Annotated in this window: 18 protein-coding genes; 9 read left to right on the top strand and 9 right to left on the bottom strand. The window is 70.5% G+C overall.

All coding sequences use genetic code 11. The annotated features are described in order from the left end of the window. The first annotated feature begins 97 nt into the window (after positions 1-97). On the top strand, positions 98-319 hold the full coding sequence (locus ACWDX9_RS17305; protein ID WP_363965927.1) for a hypothetical protein: 222 nt from the start codon (positions 98-100) through the stop codon (positions 317-319). Between the two features lie 329 nt (positions 320-648). On the opposite strand, the gene ACWDX9_RS17300 is transcribed toward ACWDX9_RS17305, so the two are convergent. The 4 genes from ACWDX9_RS17300 to ACWDX9_RS17285 all read right to left on the bottom strand — a co-directional run bounded on the left by ACWDX9_RS17300 (position 649) and on the right by ACWDX9_RS17285 (position 3,759). Then, positions 649-981: a PIN-like domain-containing protein gene (locus ACWDX9_RS17300; protein WP_449954629.1), complete on the bottom strand. Its 333-nt coding sequence runs from the start codon at positions 979-981 to the stop codon at positions 649-651. Continuing rightward, the gene (locus ACWDX9_RS17295) at positions 962-1,624 is read right to left on the bottom strand and encodes a DUF433 domain-containing protein (protein ID WP_449954626.1); all 663 of its coding nucleotides are present in this window, start codon (positions 1,622-1,624) and stop codon (positions 962-964) included. The genes ACWDX9_RS17300 and ACWDX9_RS17295 overlap by 20 nt, the downstream gene beginning before the upstream one ends. An 810-nt stretch (positions 1,625-2,434) precedes the next feature. Next, positions 2,435-3,094, bottom strand: coding sequence for a potassium channel family protein (locus ACWDX9_RS17290; protein ID WP_350722859.1), 660 nt, complete (start codon positions 3,092-3,094; stop codon positions 2,435-2,437). Continuing rightward, a complete protein-coding gene (locus ACWDX9_RS17285) occupies positions 3,094-3,759 on the bottom strand; it encodes a potassium channel family protein (RefSeq protein WP_449954624.1) in 666 nt (221 codons plus the stop codon). Before ACWDX9_RS17285 ends, ACWDX9_RS17290 begins: the two co-directional genes overlap by 1 nt. Positions 3,760-3,861: 102 nt before the next feature. Between ACWDX9_RS17285 and ACWDX9_RS17280 the strand changes: the two genes are divergently transcribed. The 3 genes from ACWDX9_RS17280 to ACWDX9_RS17270 all read left to right on the top strand — a co-directional run bounded on the left by ACWDX9_RS17280 (position 3,862) and on the right by ACWDX9_RS17270 (position 8,346). After that, a complete protein-coding gene (locus ACWDX9_RS17280; RefSeq protein ID WP_449954621.1) occupies positions 3,862-5,904 on the top strand; it encodes an APC family permease in 2,043 nt (680 codons plus the stop codon). 9 nt (positions 5,905-5,913) lie between these two features. Continuing rightward, entirely contained in the window at positions 5,914-7,164 is a 1,251-nt protein-coding gene (locus ACWDX9_RS17275) for a class I SAM-dependent RNA methyltransferase (RefSeq protein WP_350722853.1), read from the top strand. Positions 7,165-7,479: 315 nt separating this feature from the next. After that, positions 7,480-8,346 carry a CAP domain-containing protein gene (locus ACWDX9_RS17270; protein WP_364239635.1) on the top strand — a complete coding sequence of 289 codons (867 nt, stop codon included), beginning with the start codon at positions 7,480-7,482 and terminating at the stop codon, positions 8,344-8,346. A 23-nt stretch (positions 8,347-8,369) separates the two neighbouring features. Here the strand turns inward: ACWDX9_RS17270 and mug are convergent, their stop codons facing one another. From mug to ACWDX9_RS17245, 5 genes are read right to left on the bottom strand one after another with little or no spacing between them, the layout of a single operon-like run. Then, positions 8,370-8,867, bottom strand: a complete 498-nt coding sequence (gene mug / locus ACWDX9_RS17265; protein WP_449954617.1) for a G/U mismatch-specific DNA glycosylase — start codon at positions 8,865-8,867, stop codon at positions 8,370-8,372. 10 nt (positions 8,868-8,877) lie between these two features. Next, entirely contained in the window at positions 8,878-10,278 is a 1,401-nt protein-coding gene (locus tag ACWDX9_RS17260; RefSeq protein WP_449954614.1) for a sugar porter family MFS transporter, read from the bottom strand. Between the two features lie 50 nt (positions 10,279-10,328). Continuing rightward, positions 10,329-12,836 (bottom strand): polynucleotide kinase-phosphatase, encoded by a 2,508-nt coding sequence (locus ACWDX9_RS17255; RefSeq protein ID WP_449954611.1) that lies wholly within the window; start codon positions 12,834-12,836, stop codon positions 10,329-10,331. Beyond that, positions 12,775-14,250, bottom strand: a complete 1,476-nt coding sequence (locus tag ACWDX9_RS17250; RefSeq protein WP_449954608.1) for a 3' terminal RNA ribose 2'-O-methyltransferase Hen1 — start codon at positions 14,248-14,250, stop codon at positions 12,775-12,777. Before ACWDX9_RS17250 ends, ACWDX9_RS17255 begins: the two co-directional genes overlap by 62 nt. 44 nt (positions 14,251-14,294) lie before the next feature. Further along, positions 14,295-15,209, bottom strand: a complete 915-nt coding sequence (locus ACWDX9_RS17245; protein ID WP_350722841.1) for an LLM class F420-dependent oxidoreductase — start codon at positions 15,207-15,209, stop codon at positions 14,295-14,297. 145 nt (positions 15,210-15,354) lie between these two features. Between ACWDX9_RS17245 and ACWDX9_RS17240 the strand changes: the two genes are divergently transcribed. The 5 genes from ACWDX9_RS17240 to ACWDX9_RS17220 form a co-directional block, all read left to right on the top strand. Further along, positions 15,355-16,338, top strand: coding sequence for a hypothetical protein (locus ACWDX9_RS17240; protein WP_449954606.1), 984 nt, complete (start codon positions 15,355-15,357; stop codon positions 16,336-16,338). Between the two features lie 51 nt (positions 16,339-16,389). Further along, positions 16,390-17,508, top strand: a complete 1,119-nt coding sequence (locus tag ACWDX9_RS17235; protein ID WP_449954603.1) for a sensor histidine kinase — start codon at positions 16,390-16,392, stop codon at positions 17,506-17,508. Next, a complete protein-coding gene (locus ACWDX9_RS17230; RefSeq protein WP_449954600.1) occupies positions 17,505-18,596 on the top strand; it encodes a histidine kinase in 1,092 nt (363 codons plus the stop codon). Before ACWDX9_RS17235 ends, ACWDX9_RS17230 begins: the two co-directional genes overlap by 4 nt. After that, the gene (locus ACWDX9_RS17225) at positions 18,593-19,192 is read left to right on the top strand and encodes a response regulator transcription factor (RefSeq protein WP_192786541.1); all 600 of its coding nucleotides are present in this window, start codon (positions 18,593-18,595) and stop codon (positions 19,190-19,192) included. Before ACWDX9_RS17230 ends, ACWDX9_RS17225 begins: the two co-directional genes overlap by 4 nt. 350 nt (positions 19,193-19,542) lie before the next feature. Then, a partial coding sequence (locus ACWDX9_RS17220) for an NAD(P)H-binding protein (RefSeq protein WP_449954598.1) occupies positions 19,543-19,841 on the top strand: 299 nt, incomplete at its 3' end.

Genomic DNA, 19,841 nt, shown 5'->3' with positions numbered 1-19,841 from the left:
CTGGTAAAGATCTCCGGATCATTTCCTAGAAGAGCTGATCCACTTGCGCGGGTACGAAGGCTGGCGAAGGATCACTTCGAGCCAATCGGGGGCCCCAATGTACGCACGTGCCGTCACCGCCCTGGCCACGACCGCCGCCGCCCTGCTCCTGGCAGCGGGGCCGGCCGTCGCCGACGACGACTGGAGGGGGCCGGATGACACTCTGTGCGAACGGTTCCTCGAGAGCCTGGACAGGGGCTCTGTCGTGCTGCCCATGAGTGTCGTCTTCAACTGCATGGACGCGGATGACGCCAGGCGCTTCAGCGTGACCTTCGACTGAGCGCCGGTTCCGCTCCGGAAAGACCTCTCGCCGCCCGTGGCGAGGGGTCTTCGTGCTGTTTGCTCATGGGTCACGGGCAGCCGTTCGCGTCGGCGTGGGTGAACAGACGACGGGGCTGGTGAAGCCGGGGAGATCTCGTCGGCAGAGACGAGCAGCGCACTGCAGTACAGGGGCCAGGCGTGGGATGACCTGGACGAGGCATAGGGGTGTTCGCGTGAATTGGCGCGACCATGCCTACAGAAGCGAGGGCCAGAACTTCGGCGGCGTCTTGGCTGGATCGATGAGACGGAGGCGGCTTGCCGCAGTCGGATCGATCCCACGCAAGCTGATCAACCGCTGACCGTCAGACTCCTCCAGCAAGGCCAACGCACCAGGCATGCTGCCCCAACGGTTGCGATCGCGATGCCCATCCCCACCAGCCCTGGGTGCTTGTGTGAGTATTCGACTCGATGTATTCCGGAGGCGGCGATAGCCGCGACCTCTCGGGGACGCTGCATCTGTCGTCCGTCGTTTGTCAGGATCGCAGCAAAGCCGTCAGCCGCGGCTCGGGTTCCAGACCAGCCATCAAGATTGAGCAAATGCACGATTTCGTGGTTGAGAATAAATGTGGTGAGAACCTGATGGAGCGGCGTGGGGACGTTCTCATCCAGCAGCAGCCTCACGCGGCTCCCTCGCGGGATCATAGCTGTCGACGTAATCGGCGAAGTCCTTCGCGTCCAATGCCGCGGGAGCCGTCACGTTCGGGTAGTAGGTGGAGATCTGCTCGGCCGGCACCCCGTCGCGCAACAACGCGGCGACCTCGTCATTGGGCACGCGGGTGCCCTCGATCACCCGTACCCCGCCCCTGATGGCCGGATCGACGGTGACGTGGTCACGAGGCCGGAGCAGATCGGGAATGTGCCGGCCATCCCGGTAGAACGGGCGGAGGACGTCCACCATCTCATGGATGACCACGTGGGCCTTACGACGCACGAGGTCGGTCGCCTGTCCGGGCTCCACGAGATAGACCGTGGAGCCATCGGTCACCAGGCGGTAAGCCGACAGGTGCTCACGCTCCTGCAGGTCGTCACGAAGCGTGTCCAGAGCGCGCCGAATCTTCTGCAGCGAGGTGTCATTGCGCAGCTTCACACAGGTTCGTAGTGCCACCAGGTCGCGGAAGGAGTAGAGAATGGGACGGTTCTCGGAGATCTCGGGGATCTCGGGGATGAGTACGGCTCCACGGCCGGCGCCGGCCTTACGCCAATGCGCGAGTTGGCGAAGCGTGGCACCCGACAACGCCGCCGCAAGATTCGGACTGTAGGACATAGGCTCCGCCCCCTCCCTCTTCTCGATCGAGAACCCGCATCGGAGCCATCATCCCAAAGATCTCCTTGCAGCACATGCATTGGATGGCATTCAGTACGGTCGCGTTCAGCCCGCCTGACACGCTGGTGGCTACGCGGCCTTCTTCGCGAGGATCTGGGCTGAGGGGTTGGCATGCCGTGGTTTCCGACGGCGTGGGCCACGGTGAGTTGGATCTCGCCTCGGATCCGGTTTGCTCTGGGTGACCCGCGAGCTCGGCAACGTGCACTGCGGCTGAGCTTCTTCTGGCCGGACCGGGTGAAGCTACGGCTCAGTCAACGAGCGGCCTCGGGGGTCGTCCACGAGCTCAGCGACAGCCTGTAGAGCGGTCAGGTCGTCGGCAGCCCGCAAGGCCCGTCCTGTCGTCCCGGCCGAGTGCCAGTCCGCTCGGCCAGTACGGGCGACCGATGAGCCCTCGGCATTACCAGTTCATCCACGACCAGACGGTTCACCGGGCGCCGGCTTGCGCCGCTCACGTGATGTTCACATCGTGTCGAGCCAAAGGGTCTGCCCTTCCCTGTCGCCATTGCCGACATGGCTTTACGTCGCGGTAATCGGCGCCGCGTCCGAGGGGCGCGGGGGCCGGCAGGCCCCCGCCTGGGGATGTGGGGGCCTGCCCCCACAGGGCGCTGCCCGAGCTCTCGTCGCGCGCAGCGCGCCTTCAAGCGAGGACCGCGCCGTTGCGGGGTCGAAGGGGCGGAGCCCCTGGGAGGCGGGGCCCGAGTGCTCGCATGGCGCGAAGCGCCTCCCGGTGCGAGGACCTTGCCTTGCGGGCTAGTGCTGGGAGAGGAGGTGGGCGAGCTCCTGCTCCACCTCCTGGTTCGCGACGAACAGCAGCTCGTCCCCCGCCTCCAGCGGATCGTCCGCCGTCGGCACCAGGACCCGGCCCTCCCTGAGGATCGCGACCAGGGCGGAGTCCACCGGCCACGGCACCGAGCCGGCCCGCTGGCCCACGACCGGGGCGTCCTCGGCCAGCGTGAGCTCCACCAGGTTGGCCTGGCCCTGGCGGAAGGTCATCAGGCGTACGAGGTCGCCGACGCTGACCGCCTCCTCCACCAGGGCGCTCAGCAGGCGCGGGGTCGAGACGGCCACGTCGACGCCCCAGGACTCGTTGAAGAGCCACTCGTTGTTGGGGTGGTTGATGCGGGCCACCACGCGCGGTACGCCGTACTCGGTCTTGGCCAGCAGGGAGACCACCAGGTTGACCTTGTCGTCGCCGGAGGAGGCGACCACGACGTGGCAGTTGTTGAGCCCGGCCTCGTCGAGGGAGGCGATCTCGCAGGCGTCGGCGAGGAGCCATTCGGCGCGCGGCACGCTGTCGATCTTGATGGCCCGGGGGTCCACGTCGATGAGCAGGACCTCGTGGCCGTTCTCCAGGAGCTCGGCCGCGATGGAGCGGCCCACGGCGCCCGCTCCGGCGATGGCGACGCGCATCACTCGTCCTCTTCCGGTGCCGCGGCGAGCACCTTGTTGATCCGGTCCATGTCGTTCTCCGCGGCGATGACGTGGAGCACGTCGCCCTCCTGCACCACGGTGTCCTCCGTGATGGTCAGGGACTCCCCCATGCGGTTGATGAAGGCCACGCGCGTCTTGACGCGGTGCTCGAGGTCGACGACGCGGGTGCCGATCCACTCGGGGTTGGCGGTGACCTCCGCCAGGATGATCGTGCCCGTGGGGTCGCGCCAGAGCGGCTCGGCGCCCTCGGGGAGGATGCGGCGCAGGATCTGGTCGGCCGTCCACCGTACGGTCGCCACCGTGGGGATGCCGAGCCGCTGGTAGACCTCGGCGCGGCGGGGGTCGTAGATGCGGGCCACCACGTTGTCCACGCCGAACGTCTCGCGGGCCACGCGAGCGGAGATGATGTTGGAGTTGTCGCCGCTGGAGACCGCGACGTACGCGGCGGCGGACTCGATGCCGGCCTCGGTGAGCACGTCGCGATCGAAGCCCACGCCCGTCACCCGCCGCCCTCGGAACCCGGCGCGAAGCCGCCGGAACGCCTGCGGGTCGCGGTCGATGATGGCGACGGAATGGCCGCTGTCCTCGAGGATATGAGCGAGAGTCGAACCGACTCGGCCACACCCCATGATCACTATATGCATTTCCCCCCGCACTTTCGCGGTCGGCCCATTGCTGGACACCAGTATGGCCCGAGGGGGGAGCGCCTCGTTTAAGGCCTCGGCATGGGGCTAGCATCTCGTTACGTGGCGAAGGTAACGGATCTTGTCAAACGCTTGCTCGTGGGGCGCGCCCTGCGTAGCGGGCAGCTTCACGAGCAACTCCTCCCAAAACGGATAGCACTGCCGGTTTTCGCGAGTGACGCGCTCTCTTCTGTGGCGTACGCGCCCCAAGAGATTTTGGTCATCCTGTCGTTGGCCGGAGTCTCCTTCTACACCTACAGTCCCTGGGTCGCGGTCGCCGTCGTGGTCGTGATGCTCACCGTCGTGGCGTCGTACCGGCAGAACGTGCACGCCTATCCGAGCGGCGGCGGGGACTACGAGGTGGCGACCACCAACCTCGGCAAGAACGCCGGGCTCACCGTGGCCAGCGCGCTCATGGTCGACTACGTGCTCACGGTGGCCGTGTCCGTCGCCAACGGCGTCGATTACGTCGGCGCCACAATTCCGTTCGTGGGCCAGCACAAGCCCGCCATCGCCATCGCCATCGTGATCCTCCTCACGGTGATCAACCTGCGCGGCATCCGCGAGTCCGGCGCCGCCTTCGCCGTTCCCACGTACGCGTTCATGATCGCCGTTCTGGCCCTGATCGCCTGGGGCGGGTTCCGGCTGCTGGTGCTGGGCGAGCAGCTCCAGGCGCCGAGCGCCCACTTCACCATCGAGGCCGAGCAGACCAACCTGACCGCCTTCGCCGCCGCGTTCCTGATCCTGCGCGCGTTCTCCTCCGGCTGCGCCGCCCTGACGGGCGTCGAGGCCATCAGCAACGGCGTGCCCGCCTTCAGAAAGCCCAAGAGCAAGAACGCCGCCACCACGCTGCTGATGATGGGCCTGGTCGCGATCACCATGTTCGGCGGCATCATCGCGCTCGGTCTCGCGTCGGGCGTGAAGATCGCCGAGCCGTCCGTGGTCGCCACCGACCTGCACCTGCCCAACGGCACCCCCGTCGGCCCCGGCTACTACCAGCAGCCGATCATCTCCCAGGTGGCCGACGCGGTGTTCGGCGGGGGGTCGCTGCCGTTCGTGGTGATCTCGGCGGTGACCGCCCTGATCCTCTTCCTGGCCGCCAACACGGCCTTCAACGGCTTCCCGGTGCTCGGCTCCATCCTGGCGCAGGACCGTTACCTGCCGCGCCAGCTCCACACCCGTGGCGACCGGCTGGCCTTCTCCAACGGCATCATCATCCTCGCGCTCGGCGCGTGCCTGCTGCTGTGGGGCTTCCAGGCCGACGTCAGCCGCCTGCTGAACCTCTACATCGTCGGCGTCTTCGTCTCGTTCACGCTCAGCCAGATCGGCATGGTCATCCACTGGACCCGCCACCTGAAGACCGAGACCGACCCCAAGGTGCGCCACCAGATGCACCGCTCCCGCGTGATCAACTTCTTCGGCGGGATCATGACGGGGCTCGTGCTGGTGGTCGTGCTGCTGACGAAGTTCCTGGTCGGGGCGTGGATCGTGTGCATCGCGATGCCGATCCTGTTCCTCATGATGAAGGGCATCAGGCGTCACTACGACAACGTGGCGGCCGAGCTGGAGATCAGCGAGGAGTACGAGCCGACCATGCTGCCCGCGCGCAACCACGCGATCGTGCTCGTCTCCAAGCTGCACAAGCCGACCATGCGCGCGCTGGCCTACGCCCGCGCCACCAGGCCGTCCACGATCGAGGCCGTCACGGTGGGCGTCGAGGGCGAGGACGCGCGCAGGCTGCAGGAGGAGTGGGAGCGGCGGGGCATCCCGGTGCCGCTCAAGATGCTCGACTCGCCGTACCGCGAGATCACGCAGCCCATCCTCGACTACGTCAAGACCCTGCGGCGGCGCTCGCCGCGCGACGTGGTGACCGTGTTCATCCCCGAGTACGTGGTCGGCCACTGGTGGGAGCACGCGCTGCACAACCAGAGCGCGCTCAGGCTGAAGGCGCGGCTGCTGTTCAAGCCGGGGGTCATGGTGACGAGCGTGCCCTGGCAACTGCACTCCTCCGACCGCCTCAAGGGCAGGCCGGAACCGTTCGCGCCGGGCGCGGTGCGACGTCCCTGGGACCAGACCGCAAAGGATGGAGAGCAGGCTCGGGCATAGGGTGTCCCTGTGGAACAGGCATCTCTCGAGCTGACGGTAGGTCCGGTCGCGCACGGCGGCTGGTGTGTGGCGCGCCACGAAGGGCGCGTGGTGTTCGTACGCCACGCCTTGCCAGGCGAGCGGGTGATCGCCGACGTCACCGAGGAGACCACCAGGTTCCTGCGTGCCGACGCCGTGGAGATCCTGGAGCCCTCGCCCGACCGCGTCGTCCCGCCCTGCCCGTACGCCGGCCCTGGGCGGTGCGGCGGGTGCGACTGGCAGCACGCCACGCTGGAGGCGCAGCGGCGGCTCAAGGCGCAGGTCGTGGCCGAGCAGCTCAAGCGGCTCGCGGGCCTGTCGCGCGAGGTCGTGGTGGAGGAGGTGCCGGGCGCCAAGGACGGGCTCGGCTGGCGCACCCGCGTCCAGTTCGCCGCCCGGCCCGGCGGTGAGCTGGGCTTCCGCCGGCACCGTTCGCACGACATCGAGGTCGTGGACGCCTGCCTGATCGCCCACCCGGAGGTGGAGGCGGTCGGGGCGGAGCAGCACTCCTGGCCGGGCGCGGCCGGCGTCGAGGTCATCGCGTCCTCGTCCGGCGACCGGGCCGTGGTCGTCTCGCCCAGGCCGCGCCGCAGCGTCACCGTGCCCGAGCTCGAAGCGCCCGCCTCGATCCTCCTCGACCAGGGCAAGGGCCGTACGGTGCCGCGCCGCGGCTCGGGGGTGCTGCACGAGCAGGTCGGCGACCGCGGCTTCCGGGTCGCGGGCAGCGGCTTCTGGCAGGTCCACCCGGGCGCCGCCGAGACGCTGCTGGACGCGGTGCTGGCCTACGCGGCGCCGGAGCCGGGGGAGTGGGCGCTCGACCTCTACTGCGGGGTGGGGCTGTTCGCCGCCGGTCTGGCGGAGGCCGTGGGGGCCGAGGGGGCGGTGTTCGGGCTGGAGTCGGAGGCGGCTGCCGTCCGCGACGCCCGCGCCAACCTCCGCGACCTGCCGCAGGCCCGGGTGGAGCGGGGAAGGGTCGAGGAGGCGCTGGACCGCTTCCAGATCGAACGCGCCGACCTCGTGGTCGTCGACCCGCCCCGTTCCGGGCTGGGGCGCGAGGTGGTGGAGCGGATCGCCGCGCTGGACGCGCAGCGGATCGTGTACGTCTCCTGCGACCCGGCCACGCTGGCGCGGGACCTGGCCTGGCTGGCGGAGCTCGGTTACCCGCTCTCCGACCTGCGGGCCTTCGACGCCTTCCCGATGACCCACCACGTGGAGTGCGTGGCCCTGCTGGCCAAGCAGTGATCCGTCGTCCCGGCCCGCCTCGCGGGTGAGCCGGGTCCTCCTCAGCCCGCGGCGCAAGATGCGCCGCGGGTTTCTTCGTGAACCCTCAAGCGATCCTCCGCGTACCTCTAGGTGGCTCCCAGGGGGGCCATGGGGCGTGCAAAGCCCGGTGGGACAGGAGTTTCGGGCCTGTGACAGCGGGGGGACGGACGCCTCAGGTGGCACTCTGGTTTACCCGAGTTGCGAGATTTATGTCGCAATTTAGTGACAAGTCGGTCTCGTTCCCGACAGAATGCCTTGCCATCCAGCGTCTATGGCAACTGGAGGGAATCCCCTATGCGTAGACCCATTGGGGTATTTGCCGGGCTCATCGGCCTGGCGGCGCTCTGCGCGCCGATCGGTGCGGCCGAGGCCGCGGCGCAGAGCTCGGTCGAGGCGCAGGCCTCGTGCCGCGTGAACGTGGCCAAGCCCAGCCTGACCAACGCATTGAAGATCAAGTCGTTCGCCACCCGTCGCAACTGCGACGACTCCGCACTCCTGCGCATCCGCATCAAGCGCGCCGTCCCGGGTCCCGACCCCGTCGTCAAGAGCGGGGCCTCCAAGGACGGCCGCATCACCTTGACACTCGCCTGCAAACCGGGCACCTACTACGCGGTCGCGACCGACTATCGCGGCGGCACCGCCAAGTCCCGGGCCGTCCGGCTGACCTGCACCCCTGACAGCACGCCGACGCCCACTCCCACCACTCCCAGCCCCAGCGGCACGTCGACCCCGACGCCCACCGCGCCGCCCCCGTCGTCCGGAGGGACGGTCGGCACGGCCGAGGAGAACGAGGTACTCAGGCTGACCAACGCCGAGCGGGCCAAGGGCGGCTGCCAGCCGCTCAAGCACGACCCGCAGCTCCGCACCGCCGCGTTCGGCCACTCCGACGACATGGCGAAGCAGGGCTACTTCGACCACACCTCCAAGGACGGCCGCAGCTTCATGGACCGCATCCGGGGGGCCGGCTTCAGCGGAGGCACGGCCTTCGCCGAGAACATCGCCTTCGGCCAGCCCTCCCCGGCCTCCGTGGTCCAGGGCTGGATGAACAGCGAGGGCCACCGGGCCAACATCATGAACTGCCGGTACAACCTGATCGGCGTCGGCGTGGCCAAGAACTCCCAGGGCCGGATCTACTGGACCCAGGACTTCGCGGCCAAGTAGGCCAAGCAGCCCAGGCAGGTCATTCAGGCCAAGTGGCCGCGCAGCCGTCCCATCTCGTCGGCGATGGTGGCCAGGGTCCAGTGGGCGTTCAACCCGCTCGGGTTGGGCAGCACCCACACCCTGGCCCCACCGACGAGCTCCTCCTGGGGGCCGATGCGGGCCTTGGGGCGGGCGAAGGCCATGCGGTACGCCGAGATCCCCAGCACCGCGAGGACCGCCGGCGCCGCGGCCGCCACCTTCGCGGTCAGGGCCAGGCCGCCCTCCACCAGCTCCTCCCGGGTCAGCTCCGACGCCTTGGCGCTCGGGCGGGCGACGATGTTCGTGATGCCGAGGCCGTACGAGGGGAGGAGGTGCTGCTCGGCCGGGGCCAGCAGGCGCGGGGTGAAGCCGGACAGGTGCAGCGCGGGCCAGAAGCGGTTGCCGGGCCGGGCGAAATGGTGGCCGGTGGCCTCGGACAGGAGGCCGGGATTGATGCCGCAGAACAGCACGTCGAGCTCGGGGGCCAGGACGTCGTCGATCACGTGCCGGAGATTAGCCCATCTCTTCGAGTTTGCGGCCCTTGGTCTCGCGCACGCACCTGACGACGAACAGGAACGACAGCACCGCGAAGAACGCGTACATGGCGTAGGTGAGCGGCAGGTTCCAGGCCGCCATCGCCGGGAACGTCACCGTGACCGCCCAGTTCGCGATCCACTGGGCCCCGGCGGAGAGGCCCAGGGCGGCGGCGCGGATGCGGTTCGGGAACATCTCTCCCAGCAGCACCCAGACCACCACGCCCCAGGACAGGGCGAAGAACAGCACGAACACGTTGGCCGCCACGAGCGCGATCAGCCCCTGCGGGTCGGGCAGCGTGACCGTCTTGCCCACCTCCCTGGCCGCGCTGAACGCCCACGCCGCGGTGGCCAGCGAGACCGCCATGCCCGCGGAGCCGATCAGGAGCAGCGGCTTGCGCCCGATCCGATCCACCAGCGAGATCGCGATGAACGTGCCCACGATGTTGATCATCGAGCTGGAGAAGCTGATCAGCAGCGAGGCGCTCTGGTTGATGCCGACCGACTGCCACAGCACGGACGAGTAGTAGAAGATCACGTTGATGCCGACGAACTGCTGGAAGACCGACAGGCCGATCCCGATCCAGACGATCGGCAGCAGCCCGAGCGCGGGCCCGCGCAGGTCCTTCAGCCCCGGCACCCGCTGGGTGCGCAGCACGTGCTGGATCTCCGCGATGTGGGCCTCGATGTCCACGTCCTCGGGCTCGATCTCGGACAGCACCTCGCGGGCCCGCCTGGTGCGCCCCGACATGATCAGGTAGCGCGGCGACTCGGGGATGATCAGCGCGAACGTCAGGTAGAACAGGGCGGGCACGACGCAGGCGCCCAGCATCCACTGCCACGCCTGCAGGCCCCAGAGGGGGTTGTTCACGTTGCCGCCGGCCAGCTGGACGATCACGTAGTCGACGAGCTGCGAGAACGCGATGCCGAGCACGATCGCCAGCTGCTGGAACGAGCCCAGCCGTCCCCGGTAGGCGGGCGGGGCCACCTCGGCGATGTACGCGGGCCCGATCACCGACGCCATGCCGATCGCGAATCCCGCGATCACGCGCCAGAACGCGAGGTCCCAGATGGCGAACGGCAGCATCTGACCGATCGAGCTGACCGCGAACAGCAGCGCCGCCACCTGCATCGTCCTGGTACGCCCCAGCCGGTCGGCCAGCCCGCCGCCCGCCCACGCCCCCACGGCGGACCCGAGCAGCGCGATGGCCACCACGAACCCGATCTCGACCGGCCCCACGCGGAAGTACTTCTGGATGCCGACGACGGCGCCGTTGATCACGGCGCTGTCGTAGCCGAACAAGAACCCCCCGATGGCCGCGGCCGCCGTGATGAAGATGACGTGGCCGAGGTGCTCGTGGTGCGCGAACTTCGTTGCCATGCAGGTCCTTCCCCGTGGTGGGGGGACATACCCGCAGGTCATGGCGTTAGTCAGAGCCGGGGATCCACGGGCTCCGACTCCAGGGCCAGCACCGCGAAGACCGGCTCGTGCACCCGCCAGGCCGCCTCGCCGTCCGCCAGCCGCGACAGCGCCTCCAGCCCCAGCGCGTACTCGCGCAGCGCCATCGAGCGCTTCTTGCCCAGGAAGCGCCGGCGCAGCACGTCGAGCGACTCGGTGTAGTCGGGGCCGTAGATGATGCGCAGGTATTCGCGCCCGCGCACCTTCACCCCGGGCTGCACCCGCCCGGGAGCGTACGCGGCGGGCTTGACCACCATGCCCTCGCCGCCCGCCGCCGTCAGGGACTCCCACCACTCGGTCGCCGAAGCCCTCGACCCGGGCGAGTCGAGCGTGACGGAGACGTGCCGGGTGGGGGCGATCAGCGGCGAGTCGAGCAGCGCCAGCGTGGACAGGTGCCAGGCGTGCGGCTCCAGCGCCGTGGCCCGTCCCTCGCAGGCGAGGATCTGGAACGGCGCCACCCGGATGCCCTCCAGGCCGTCGACCGGCCAGCAGTAGCGTGCATAAGCGTCGCGGAACAGGGCAGCGTTGTCGGAGCGGCGCCGGGTGCGGGTCAGCAGTCCGCCCACGTCCATTCCCCGCCCGGCCGCCGCCTCAAGGGCCGCGACCGCCTCGGGCAGCGCGGCGCGGGCGGCCGCGCCGACGGAGGCGTACTGCGAGCGGATCAGCTCGCCGGCCTTCGCCGACCAGGGCAGCAGCTCGCAGTCGAGCACCACCCAGTCGGAGTCCAGCTCCGCCCAGAGCGGCTCGCACGCCTCGCGCAGCCGCGCGACCAGCGGCGCCGTGTCGTCGAAGAACGGCCGCCCGGTACGCGTGTAGACGGCGCCCGTGCTGCCGTCCGTCACGCCGAACCTGGCCGCCGCCACCTCCGGCGTCCTGGCCAGCACGGCGACGGCCCGCGAGCCCATGTGCTTCTCCTCGCACACGACCTCGCGCACCCCGGCGGCGGCGAACTCCTCGAACGCCTCGTGCGGGTGCTCGAGGTAGCCGTCCAGCCGGGACGTCTCCGGCGGCGCCATGGTGGGCGGCAGGTAGACCAGCCAGCGCGGGTCCACCGCGAACCGGCTCATGACCTCCAGGGCCGCGGCCGCGTTCTCCTCCAGGACCTTGACCCTGGTGCCGAACCTGGTCTCGACGTGCCGGGTGCCGATCACGTCGTTGATGTCCAGCATGCCGGGATCGCGGGCCGAGCCGGTGCCGAGGGGCTTGGCCGGCTCGTACCAGACCTTCTCTGCCGGGATCTGGACGATCTGCCGCTCCGGGTAGCGCAGCGCGGTCAGGTGGCCGCCGAAGACGCAGCCGGTGTCGAGGCAGATCGTGTTGTTCACCCACTCGGGGCGGACCGTGGGGGTGTGGCCGTAGACGACCATCGCCCGGCCGCGGTACTCGTCGGCCCACGGGTAACGGACGGGCAGGCCGTACTCGTCGGTCTCGCCGGTCGTGTCGCCGTACAGGGCGAACGCGCGCACCCGGCCCGAGGCGCGGCCGTGGTAGGCCTCCTTCAGCCCCGCGTGCGCGACCACGAGCCGGCCGCCGTCGAGGCGGTAGTGGCTGAGCAGGCCGTCCATGAACGTCCTGGCCCGCTCCACGAACTCGGGCTCCTGCGCCGCGAGCTGGTCGAGCGACTCCTGCAGGCCGTGCGCGACCGTGACCTTGCGGCCGTTGAGCGCGCGCACCAGCTTCTGCTCGTGGTTGCCGGCCACGCAGATCGCGGTGCCGGCCTCGACCATGTCCATCACCAGGCGCAGCACGCCGGGGGTGTCGGGCCCGCGGTCGACCAGGTCGCCGACGAACACGGCCGTGCGCCCCCCCGGGTGCGTGAGCCCCTCCCAGCCGAGCCTGCGCAGCAGCGTCTCCAGCTCCGAGCGGCAGCCGTGCACGTCGCCGATGATGTCGAAGGGGCCGGTCAGCTCGGTCCTGTCCGACCAGGCCCTCTCGTACGTGATCTCCGCGTCGTCGATCTCGTCGAGGCCGCGCAGCACGTGGACCCGCCGGAACCCGTCGTTGGAGATCTTGCTCAGCGAGCGCCGCAGCTCCTTGCGCTGGCGGATGACCACGCCGGGGCCGAAGTCGCGGTCGGGCCGGGCGGCGTTGCGCTCGATGGCCACCTCCTCGGGCGCGTCGAGCACGATCGCGTCGCACAGCACGTCGTACTTCCTGGCCAGGTCGAGCAGGCTCCTGCGGGCCGCGTACTGGACGTTGGTGGCGTCGACCACGGTGAACAGGCCCCTGGCCAGCCGCACGCCGACGATGTGGTGCAGCAGGTCGAACGCCGCGGGCGTGGCCGACTGGTCGTTCTCGTCGTCGGAGACGAGACCGCGGCAGAAGTCGGAGGAGATGACCTGCGTGGGCTTGAAGTGCTTCCTGGCGAACGTCGACTTGCCGCTGCCCGAGACGCCGACGAGCACCACCAGCGAGAGCTCAGGAACGCTGATCACGGGTGAACACTCCCATCTGGGTCGGCGGGCCGACCTCGGGGTCATCGTCGCCGACCGGCGCGAAAGCGACCTGGTAGCCGTACTCGCCGGCGACCCTGGTGGCCCAGGCGGCGAACTCGGCGCGGGTCCACTCGAAGCGGTGGTCGGGGTGGCGCAGGCCGGTCAGGAACTCGTAGCGGACGTTGTGCTCGACGTTGGGGGTGGTGACGAGCACGTGCTGGGGCCGGGCGCGGCCGAACACGACGCGTTCGAGCGCGGTCAGGCGCGGCGGGTCGACGTGCTCGATCACCTCCATGAGCACCGCGGCGTCGTAGCCGGACAGCCGCTTGTCGGTGTACGTGAGCGCGCCCTGGAACAGGGTGAGCCGGGCGCGCTTGCTGTCGGGCATGCGGTCCAGGCGCAGCTTGCGGGCGGCGATGGTGAGCGCCATCGACGAGACGTCCATGCCGCCGACCCTGGCGAACCTGGGCCTGGCCAGCAGCGCGCCGACCAGCTCGCCCTGGCCGCAGCCCAGGTCGATCACGCTGACCGCGCCGAGCTCCTCCAGCTTGGCCAGCACCGCCTCGCGCCGCCGGAGGTTCAGCGGCTTCGCCTTGGGCGCCGCCTCCTCCTGGGGAGCGTCGCCCTGGGCCTCGGCCTCCGCGGCGGCCGCCTCGTCGGCGGCGGTCTCCCCGGCGGGCGCGTCCTCCTCCACCGCGGGCTCCAGCTCCTCCTCGGTCTCGTCGCCCAGCTCGGCCAGGCGCGCCAGCGCGGTGCGGGCCAGCGCCCAGCGCCGCCCCAGGTAGCGCCGGGTGATCAGGCCGCGCTCCGGGTGCCCGGCCAGCCAGCCCTCGCCCGCCCTGATCAGCTTGTCGACCTCGTCGGGCGCGATCCAGTAGTGCTTGCCGTCGTCGAGCACCGGCAGGAGCACGTACAGGTGGTTGAGCGCGTCGGCGAGGCGCGCCGTGCCGCGCAGGGTGAGCCGGACATAGCGCGAATCGCCCCACTCGGGGAAGCCCTCGTCGAGCGGCAGAGCCTGCGCGTCCACCTCCCACCCGAGCGGCTCGAACAGCCTGGTGGCCAGCTCGGGGCCGCCCCGGCAGGGCAGCGCGGGCAGCCGCAGCTCCAGCGGCAGCGGCGTGCCCGCCAGCTCGGGCCTGGCCGTGCACCGGCCCGCCCGCGCCGTGCGGAACACGTCGGCCAGCGCCACGGCCAGCAGCGAGGAGGCCGCGTAGGGGCGGTCGTTGACGTACTGCGACAGGCTGAAGTCGGGCGAGCTCTTGCCGCGCGACCTGACCAGCGCGATCGGATCGACTTCGAGCAGGAGCGCCGCCGTGCAGCGCTCCTCCTCGGCCTCGGGGTAGAACACCGTCGCCGTGCCGAACGACCGGCCGAACTCCTGCACTCGCCCGGGATGCTTGTGCAGGAGGAAACCCAGGTCAGTGGCGGGCCTCGCGGTGGTCGTGATCGTCAGCAGCACGCCCCAAGTCTGCCGTACCGCCACGAAGCGCCGCCAATGATTACTTACACGTGCGGAAGCACCTCAGCGGCGATCAGCTCCAGGTGCTCGAGGTCGTTCAGGTCCATGATCTGGAGGTAGACCGTCTCGGCGCCCAGCTCGGCGAACTTGCCGATCTTCTCCACGATCTCGGCCGGGGTGCCGCACAGGCCGCCCACCGGCAGGGTCTCGGGGTTCTCGCCGATGGCGGCCGCGCGCCGCTCGACCTCCGCCCGATCCGCGCCCACGACGGTCGTCTGCGCCACCGAGTACGTCAGGTCGCGCCCGGTCGTCTCGCAGGCCGCGCGCACCCGCGCGAACGCCTGCTCCGTGTCGGCCAGGGTGTGGAACGGGAGGTTGTACTCGTCGGCGTACGCAGCCGCCAGCCTCGGCGTGCGCTTGGCGCCGAACCCGCCGATGATGATCGGCGGCCTGGGCCGCTGGACCGGCTTGGGCAGCGCCGGCGAGTCGGCCACCCGGTAGTAGCTGCCCTCGAACGAGAAGCTCTTCTCCGCGGTCCACAGACCCGTGATGATCTCGAGCTGCTCCTCGAACCGCCCGAACCGCTCGTTCTGCGGCGGGAACGGGATGCCGTACGCCGCGTGCTCGGTGTCGAACCAGCCCGTGCCGAAGCCGAGCTCGACCCGGCCGCCGCTCATCTGGTCGATCTGCGCGACGCTGATCGCCAGCGGCCCGGGCAGCCGGAACGTGGCCGGCGTCACCAGGGTGCCCAGCCGGATCCTCGAGGTCTCCCTGGCCAGGCCGGCCAGCGTGATCCACGCGTCGGTCGAGCCGACCCCCGGGTCGCCGGGGCCGATGCGCATGTAGTGGTCGGAACGGAAGAAAGCATCAAAACCCAGTCGCTCGGTGGCCTGGGCGACGGTGAGCAGGTCGTCATATGTCGCGCCCTGCTGGGGCTCGGTGAAGATCCGCAGCTTCATGACGACATTATCCGCACACAACGGACGCGTGCCGGAAAAGGAGCGCGCAGCGGCTCGCGCGCTTGCTACCGTTCGAGTCAGCGCCGGAAAGTAGCCGAATGACCACGTGGGGTGGCCTATGCCGCGGCACAAGAGGGAGCCGGGCATGCTCCCGCGCCCGCTCGCGATCCTCGGGGCCCTCGCTCTCACCGGCGCCACCGGAGCGATCGTGCGCATGCTTCCCGCGGGTGCCACGCTCGCGCCGAGGCCGCCGGTGGTGAGGCACACCCCTGCCGTCTCGCCACCGGTGGCGGTGGAGCCGCAGGCGGCGTTCGTGGAGTTCGTCGACACCGCGCGGGAGCCCGAGTTCGACCTGTCCAAGGAGACCAGGCGCACCGGTGTGCGCCGGTACGCGCTCGGCCACCTCGTCTCCGGCGACGACGGCTGCGCGCCCAAATGGAATGGCCCGTCCCAGTCCGACCCGCTCGATCCCGGCAAGAACCCCGTGGCCAACCGGATCGGCCGGCTCAGGGCGCTGGGCGGCGACGCCGCGCCCGTGTTCGGCGGCCCGGAGGGGCGGGAGCTGGCCGACACCTGCACCAGGCCGGGCGGGCTCGCGGCCGCCTACCGCAGGGTGGTCGGGGCGTTCGACGCCGACACCATCGACTTCGAGGTCAGCGACAGCCGGGACGAGGCCGCCGTGCTGCGCCGGGCGCGGGCCATCTACGCCATGCAGCGCGAGCGGCCGCTCCAGGTCAGCTTCACGCTGCCACTGAAGTCGGACGGGCTCGGCTCCGGCGACGTGGCGATGCTGCGGGCCACCCGCCAGGCGGGCGCCGAGATCGGCACCGTCAACCTGCTGGCCGACATCGAGCCGCGCGGCGCCCCAGACGGCCGCCTGCGACGGGTGGCGGAGGCCGTGCTGGCGGCCAGGGACCAGATCGCGCGGGCCCAGGGCCTGGACGACCCCGAGGAGGCGTGGCCGCACATCGCGCTCACCCCGGTGCTGGTGGGCGAGGGCGATCTGAACGAGGTCGACGCCCGGACCCTGGCCGCCTACGCCGCCCGCCACGGCCTGGCCTGGCTGTCGCTGCGCGGAGTCGCCCCGAAGCCGGACGTGTCACGGATTCTTTGGCAGGCCTCTCCCTGACTATAGGATTTCCGCGACGGGCGAGGTTTCCAGCGGCAGGGGGATGGCGTGATGGCGGCGCGTCCGGAGACGGCGCGAAAGATCCTGCTCTACTGGATGGACGCCGCGGTCATGCTCCTCGGCGTCATGTTCGTGGTGGTCATCGTCATCTACCTGGCGGACGGCCGGATCTCCACGCTCCACGCCGCGGCCGTCCTCGCATGCCTGCTGGTCTGCTTCGGCCTCTTCCCCTCCCTGCTCAGGGAGGCCTACGACACCAGGCCGCGGCCGACGCCGAAGCTGGTGGTCGCGGGACTGTCCGCGGCGGTCGCGGTGGCGTTGGTGCCGCACCAGCCGCTGGAGAACGTGCCCACCTGGCTGGAGATCGGCGTCCTGTGGCTGTCGATCGCCGCCCTCTACCTGCCGTGGGCCGTGACCCTCTGCCTCGGCGTGGCCGTGGTCGGCCTGGCCGGCGGCTATGTCATGGCCGTGACCGGCGAGCCGTGGTACGGGGTGCTGGTCCCCGAGACGTTCAGCGCCGTCGCGCTGACGGTGGCCATGCTGGTCTGGCGCTGGATCTGGTGGACGATCAGGGACGCCCACGACAGCAAGGAGGCCAAGGCCCGGCTGGCGGTGTCGGAGGAGCGGCTGCGCTTCGCCCGTGACCTGCACGACCTGCTCGGCCACAGCCTGTCGGTGATCACGCTGAAGAGCGAGCTGGCCGCCAAGCTGGCGACCAAGGACGCCGGGCGGGCGGACGCCGAGATGGCCCAGGTTCACCGGCTGGCCGGCGAGTCGCTGGCCGAGGTGCAGCAGGCGGTGCACGGATACCAGACGCTCGACCTCGACGAGGAGCTGGCCGGCGCGCGGGTGGCGTTGGAGGCGGCCGGCGCGCGCTGCCTGATCGACGCCAGGGCCGACGGGCTGTCGCCGGCCGCCCGGACCCTGCTGGCCTGGGCGGTGCGTGAGGGCACCACCAACGTGCTCAAGCACAGCGCGGCCACCCGCTGCGCGATCACGATCGACGCCGGCGTGCTCGAAATGATCAACGACGGCGTGGACGGGCGCCCCTCCGCCTCCGGCAGCGGCCTGCGGGGCCTGTCGGAGCGGCTGGCCACGGCGGGCGGTTCCTTCTCCGCCCGGCCGACCCCGGCGGGCGAGTTCCTGCTGCGAGCGGCGGTGCCCGCGTGATCCGCCGTGCGACGAAGCTGGACAAGATCCGCTGGGTGATCGTCTACTCGACCGACTTCATCAACCTGTTCTCCTTCTTCGGCTATTACGACCTCTATGTCCGCTGGACGAGCAACGTGCCGTGGCCGGTGGTCCTGGCCGGTGTCGCCCTGCTGCTGGTCTTCAACGTGCTCGCGACGCGGCCGCACCGGGTGGCCATGAGGGGCGGCAGGCGGCCCACCGCGATCCTGGCGGTGACCGGCGTGATCATCCTGGTCATGTCCGTCGCCTTCTTCATGTGGGCCATCCCGACGTGGCTGAGCATGCTGGGGCCCTTCGTGCGCAGGCGCACCATCGTGATCCTGTCGGTCCTGTCCGTCGTGCTCTTCAACCTGTACGTGGCGCTGCAGGGTGTGCCCATCTGGGGCACGCTCCTGGTGCAGTCGGTGTTCACCGCCGTGAGCGTGGGCGGCGTGCTGACGAACCTGTGGCTCTGGCGGGTGGCCAAGGAGGCGCACGAAGGGCAGGAGGCGCAGGCCAGGCTGGCGGTCTCGGAGGAGCGCCTGCGCTTCGCCCGCGACCTCAACGACCTGCTCGGGCAGAGCCTCACCGACATCGCGGCCCGCACCGAGGGCGCGTCGCGCACGCTGCCGGCCGACCCGGCGGCGGCGGCCGAGGAGATGTTCGCGGTGCGCGACCTGGCCCGGCGGTCGCTGCGCGAGGTGCGCTCCGTCGTGCAGAGCTACCGGGCCGTCGACCTGGACGAGATGCTCGCCAGCGTGCGGGCCGTGCTGGAGGCGGCGGACGTACGATGCACCGTGCGCGCCGAGACGGGCTCGCTGTCACCGGAGACCCGCACGCTGCTGGCCACGGTCGTGCGCGAGGGGACCACCAACGTGCTCAAGCACAGCACGGCCGGACGCTGCAGGATCACGATCGAGGATGGAGTGCTGGAGATGTCCAACGACGGGGTGAGCGGGCCGGCGGGCGAGCACGCGCCGAACGGCCTGGCGGGGCTGGCCCAGCGCGTACGCGCGGTCGGCGGCACCCTGGAGGCCGCGCCGACGCACGAGGGCGGCTACCTGCTGCGGGCGGCGGTGCCGGCATGACGACCAGGGTGTTGCTGGCGGACGACGAGCACCTGATCCGGGGCGCCATCGCGGCCCTGCTGGACCTGGAGGAGGGCATCGAGGTCGTCGCCCAGGTGGGCAGGGGCGACGAGGTCGTGGCCGCCGTGGCCGAGCACCGGCCCGACGTGGCCGTGCTCGACATCGAGATGCCCGGCATGGACGGCCTCAGCGCGGCCGAGCAGATCAGCGCGCAGTGCAAGATCGTCATCCTGACGAGCCTGGGCCGCCCCGGCTACCTGCGCAGGGCCATGGCGGCGGGGGTGAGCGGCTTCCTCGGCAAGGACGCCTCGGCGGAGGAGCTGGCCATGGCGATCCGGAAGGTCCAGGCGGGCGGCCGCTATCTCGACGCCGAGCTCGCCGCCGCCGCGATGGCCGCCGGCGACAGCCCGCTGACCGAGCGCGAGCGCGACGCGCTGCGGCTGGCCGGCGACGGGGCCACGATCTCGCGGATCGCGGCCGAGCTGCACCTGACCGAGGGCACCGTACGCAACTACCTGTCGAGCGCGATGACCAAGCTCAACGCCCAGAACCGCCTGGAGGCCATCCGCACGGCCCAGCGCATGGGCTGGCTCTGAACCCGGCCGGGGACCTCACCGCAGCAGGTCGCGCACCTTCGCCAGCAGGTCCACCTGGGTACGCCAGTCGCCGCCCGCTATGCCGATGACCGCGTGGCCCGCTGGCCAGGGTACGGCTCATCGCCGCGGGGGAGGTGTGCAGCCGGGCGGCGGCACGGGTGACGCTCTGCTCGGTCAGCAGGGCGTCGAGGGCGACGGCGAGGTTGGCGTCGAGGTTCGGGTCTGGGCTGCTCACCGGCATTATTCCGTTTCGGGCAATGATTGGATGCTGAAGTTTCCATTGTGGCAATGCGGTTCGGGTCTGCACGATCAAAGGGCCGTACCGATCCGACATAGACCGCGAGGTTTTCATGATCGTCATTACCGCCCCCACCGGGAACATCGGCAGGCGGCTGCTGTCTCTGCTGGTCGAGGCCGCGCCCGCCCGCGGAGAGGAGTTGCGCGTCGTGGTCCGCGATCCTGCCCGGCTCCCCGAGGCCGTGCGCGGACGGGTCGAGGTGGTCACCGGCTCGCACGGCGACGCCGCAACCGTCGAGCGCGCCTTCACCGGGGCGTCTCGGGTGCCGGTCCACGAACCTGCTGATCGGTCCCGAGGCGAACAGCATCACCAGCACCGCCACCACGACCGCCGCGATCATCACGCCGAGCG

Source organism: Nonomuraea sp. NPDC003201, assembly GCF_053590415.1.
This window is presented reverse-complemented; position numbering and strand designations above follow the sequence as displayed.